The organism is uncultured Cetobacterium sp., from assembly GCF_947039425.1.
Classification (GTDB): domain Bacteria; phylum Fusobacteriota; class Fusobacteriia; order Fusobacteriales; family Fusobacteriaceae; genus Cetobacterium_A.
Map to the genome: position 1 here is coordinate 1 of NZ_CAMQYW010000148.1, position 4,676 is coordinate 4,676.

A 4,676-nucleotide genomic window follows, 5' to 3' on the forward strand; every position below is an offset into this window, starting at 1 on the left:
TGGGTATCAAATAAAAATGTTAAAAGTACAATGGCTAAACCACCCCAAAAAGCATGCATAGGAGCAAACTTAACTTTTGATGTTAAAAAAGATTTTACTTTTTCAACGGAAAAAGAGAAAAGATGTCCTGCTAATCCAAAAAAGATACCAGCAAAACTAGCAAGAATTATATTTAATAAAGTAGCTTCTGGAATATGTGTAACATGATAGACAGAGTGATGAACGTGCCACCAGTTTCTTGTTACTTCATCAGCAATAATAGATGATAAAAAAGCTGGGAAAATAGCTTCATAAGACATTTTTCCAATTACAAAAACTTCAAGGCCAAAAATTGCACCAGCTAAAGGAGTACCAAAAACAGAACCAAAACCAGCAGCAATACCAGAGATTAAAAGTATTTTTCTATCTGATTTGTTCAATGAAAAAATTTGTGTTAACTGATCAGCTAAAGATGCACCCATTTGAATTGCACTTCCCTCTCTACCAGCAGAACCACCAAATAAATGTGTTCCAACAGTTCCTATTAGAACAAGGGGGGCCATTCTAAATTTAATTACTCTTTTAGGTTCGTGTATCTCTGTTAGAATAAGATTGTTTCCACCAGCAACTTCTTTACCAAAATAATGGTAAGCTAAACTAATAATTAAACCTCCAATAGGTAAAAATAAGATTAAAACAGAATGTGTTTTTCTTGTTTCAGTTGCCCATTCTAATAGTTTTAAAAATATAGCAGAAGCACTTCCAGAAAGAATCCCGACAATAATAGTTAAAAATAACCATTTGAAAAGATAAGGAATAAGTGCTAGTTTAATATTTTTTATTTTGTTCATAAATAATCACCTCAGTTATAAATTATATACGGAAATTAAGATAAATTAAACCTAAAATTCAAAAAATACAGTGTAATGAAAATAAAAAAAGAAAATAAGACCTTTTGTAAGGAATATGAAAAGAATATTTTCTTAATTATATACGTTAATATTTAAAAACTTCTTTTTTTAGTAGAAAAAAAGAGGTTAATTATGTATAATAAATAACTATAGAAAGAAAAATTAAAAATTAAAATTTAATAAATAAAAATATAAGATAAAAAGGAAGGGATTTAAAATAGAAATACAGGTCTTAATAGAAAATAAAACTTCAAACAAAGAGTTAGCAAAGGAGCATGGCCTCTCCATTTATTTTGAAACAAATAATAAGAAAATTTTATTTGATGTGGGAGAAAGTAAAAAGATTCTTAAAAATGCAAAAAAAATGGGAATTAATTTGGAGGATGTTGATTATTTAATATTATCTCATGGTCACTACGATCATGGTGGAGGATTACCTTATTTTTTAGAAGTGAATAAAAAAGCAAAAATTTATTGTAGTGTAAATTATTTTAATAAGCATTTTAAAAAAATATTGGGAACGTATATAGATATTGGAGTTCCACATAAATATATGGATGTGGAAAGATTTAATTTAATAGAGGATACATTTGAACTTGAAAATATGACAATGTTTCATTGTAATAATGTTCAAAATAACAATCCATTAAATGAATGTTTATATACAAAAGATGAGTTTGATGATTATGTGAAAGATGATTTTAATCATGAATTAAACATAATAGTAAAAGAGGATGAAAATATTTTATTGACTGGTTGTGCTCATAAAGGAATTGGAAATATTTTAAGAAGAGCAAAAGAGTTGAATTATGACAGCAGTGTTGTTATTGGAGGTCTTCATTTTTCAAGTAGAACAACTTTAAATAAAAATGAAGAATATATAAAAAAGTCAATAAAAAAGATTAATAAATATAATGTGAGAGCATTATACACTTGTCATTGTACAGGTGATTATGGAGTGAAAAAATTAAAAGAGTATGCAGAAGCTTTGACAGTTCAAATTCATGCAGGGGATAGAGAAAAAATATAAAATGGGGAGTTAATCCCCATTTTTTAATTTCTCTTTTTCTTCTTGTTTTTTAATAGGATGCATTGTTATTTTTTCTGAGAAAATAGTATTGACAAATTTATCTTCTCGATAAGTTTTAAGTTTTAAAAGATCTTTTTTTAAACCAATGTATAAACTAAAACACATAGCTAGTAAAATAATACAAAATGGAAGTCCAGATATAATTACAGCAGTTTGTAATGCTCCGAGAGCTTTAGAACCACCAACAACGATTAAAGCTATAGCAATTGCTCCAATCATAAAAGACCAAAAGATTCTTTGTAGCATAGGAGAATCCTCTTTTCCACCAGAGGTTAAACTGTCAATAACAATAGCTCCAGAGTCAGCAGAAGTAACGAAGAATGAAATAATTAAAAATGTTCCTAAACCACCAAGTCCAATTTGCAACCAACTAGGAATATCCATATAGCTAATCATGGCAAAAAGTGCTGTTGAAACATTATTATTAACATCTTGAAAAAGTCTACCCCCATCACTCATAGCTTGATGAAGAGCAGTTCCGCCAAAAACAGACATCCATATAAAACTAATAATTGCAGGGATAATAACTACAGCAGTAACAAACTCTCTTACTGTACGACCTTTTGAAATTTTAGCAACGAATACTCCAACATAAGGAGAAGATGATATCCACCATGCCCAGTAGAATACGGTCCAATTTTCTTGCCACATAGCACTGCCCTGTTCTGTCCAAAAACTAATATCTATAAAATTACCAAGATAAACACCCAAGCTACTACTAAAAGCTCTTAAAATAAAAACTGTAGGACCTAAGAATAGAATGAATAGTAGAAATAAAAATGCCATCTTAATATTTAATTCAGAAAGTATTTTCACACCATTTCCAATACCAGATATTACTGAAAAAGTGGCAATAACAGTAATAATACAAATAGTAATAACCTGTACATGAATAGAGATTGGAATATTAAATAAAAAATTTAAACCAGAATTTACTTGTTGAGCACCAAAGCCTAAGGATGTTGCAAGTCCAAACAAACAAGCAATAACAGCAAGGATATCTATAATATCCCCAACGATTCCAAAAACTTTATCTTTAAATATTGGATAAAAAGTTGAACGTAAGGAAAATGGAAGACCTCTGTTATATGAAAAAAATGCTAAAGTTAAAGATATAAGGGCATAAATTCCCCAAGGTTGAAATCCCCAATGGAAAAATGTAAGAGCTAATGAGTTATTAATATCTCCTTTATTTCCAAACATAGGTAGAAGAGTATTGTAATGATAAAGTGGTTCTCCAACACTCCAGAAAACAAGACCAATTCCCATACCAGCAGAGAATAACATAGAGTACCATGAAAAATTACTAAATTCTGGTTTTGCTTCAGGACCTCCAAGACGAACTTCTCCAAGTTTGCTCATAGTTAAACATATGGGAAATATTAAAAAGAAATTAGTGGTAAGTACAAAAAACCAATTAAATTTTGAAGTTATAAAGTCTTTTGTAAAAGTAAGTGTTTTATCAGCATGAATAGGATCCTTTAATGTGTATAATAAAAATGCTAAAATGATAATACCTGAGATTAAAGAAACATGTGGATGAAAATCAAAACCGAATTTTTGAAAATTTCGTTCATGTAATAAATTAGTTTTTTCTCTAAGTGGATCAGTTTCATACTTTGGTTTTTTCCATTTGAAATTCATAAAAAAGCCTCCTTAAATTGTAGTACTTTCTTTAAAAAGTATAAGTCCATCCCAAATAGAACTCTCCATAATATTTTCCACTTTCAGGAGTGGCAGGATTTCCTCTATCTTCAAAATCACTAATGTCATATTTGTAGTAAGCTGATAAATCAACACTTTCTGTAAAAGAATAATCTGCATTTAAAATAAAAGAGTGGTATCCAAAGTTTTTAGAGATTCTAAAACCTGTATTAGTAGTTTCAGAATAATTTTCAGTGTCATGTAAACCAAGTCTATATTCCATATTAAGTTCTAATTTATTATTACTATAAATTGGAAAATAAGTCCGAAGTTGATGACTAAAAGATTCTTGAAGTAAACCGGAATCCTCTTTTGTACCTCTTCCAGTATACTTAATATAATCTAAATAATAACCAACAGTAACAGGTCCTAGTGCTATATTAGCTGGCATAATCTCTAACTCATAACAATCTTGTTCAGGGTTGTTACTATTAAAGGCTATGTACTGCAAATCTGCCCACCCTGAAAATATATTATAATCATATCCAGTTCTAAAATAATATTTATTGTAATCATTTTGAGCTCTCCATCTAACACCAGAGAAACCATATTTAAAGTTTCTAATAGCTTCAATTTGCATTCTAGCATGAGAATCTTCAAAGAGATCATCAGTATCTGAGGAAAAAACAACTCCGCCAATTAAAGAGTATTTCCAATTTTCAGTTTTTAAAATAACTTCATTTAAAAAGATGACTTCTTCTCCAATATTTTTTCCACCAGCAGTATTATCAATTTCGATATTTTGACCAACAGATATCTCTTTAAAAATAACTTGTTTATTTTCAGTAATATAAACAGAAGTATCATTTTGTTTTAATGGTTGTTCGATATTATCAATAGAAAAAGTTAAACTAGTAACATATAAAAAAGTATGCAATAATAAAATTTTATTTTTCAAATTATCCCTCCTAAATAATGTATTAAGTTATGTATGATTTTACTTGAAATCAAAGAAAATCCTTTATAAATTAAATATTTTATTAAATGAGGAA

Annotated in this window: 4 protein-coding genes; 1 reads left to right on the forward strand and 3 read right to left on the reverse strand. The window is 28.6% G+C overall.

Features of this window, described 5'->3' with window-relative positions:
- On the reverse strand, positions 1-830 hold an 830-nt coding region (locus tag Q0V09_RS07885; RefSeq protein ID WP_297488262.1), incomplete at its 3' end, for a chloride channel protein.
- A gap of 346 nt (positions 831-1,176) precedes the next feature.
- Between Q0V09_RS07885 and Q0V09_RS07890 the strand changes: the two genes are divergently transcribed.
- Positions 1,177-1,920 carry an MBL fold metallo-hydrolase gene (locus tag Q0V09_RS07890; protein WP_297407273.1) on the forward strand — a complete coding sequence of 248 codons (744 nt, stop codon included), beginning with the start codon at positions 1,177-1,179 and terminating at the stop codon, positions 1,918-1,920.
- Positions 1,921-1,929: 9 nt separating this feature from the next.
- Here the strand turns inward: Q0V09_RS07890 and Q0V09_RS07895 are convergent, their stop codons facing one another.
- On the reverse strand, positions 1,930-3,624 hold the full coding sequence (locus Q0V09_RS07895; protein WP_297407268.1) for a BCCT family transporter: 1,695 nt from the start codon (positions 3,622-3,624) through the stop codon (positions 1,930-1,932).
- Between the two features lie 31 nt (positions 3,625-3,655).
- Positions 3,656-4,582, reverse strand: a complete 927-nt coding sequence (locus Q0V09_RS07900) for a hypothetical protein (RefSeq protein WP_297488265.1) — start codon at positions 4,580-4,582, stop codon at positions 3,656-3,658.
- Positions 4,583-4,676: the final 94 nt, after the last annotated feature.

What these genes read in the sequence shown, in the direction of transcription:
- Q0V09_RS07895 (WP_297407268.1), bottom strand. Translation starts at nt 3,624, where the DNA reads ATGAATTTCAAATGGAAAAAACCAAAGTATGAAACTGATCCACTTAGA.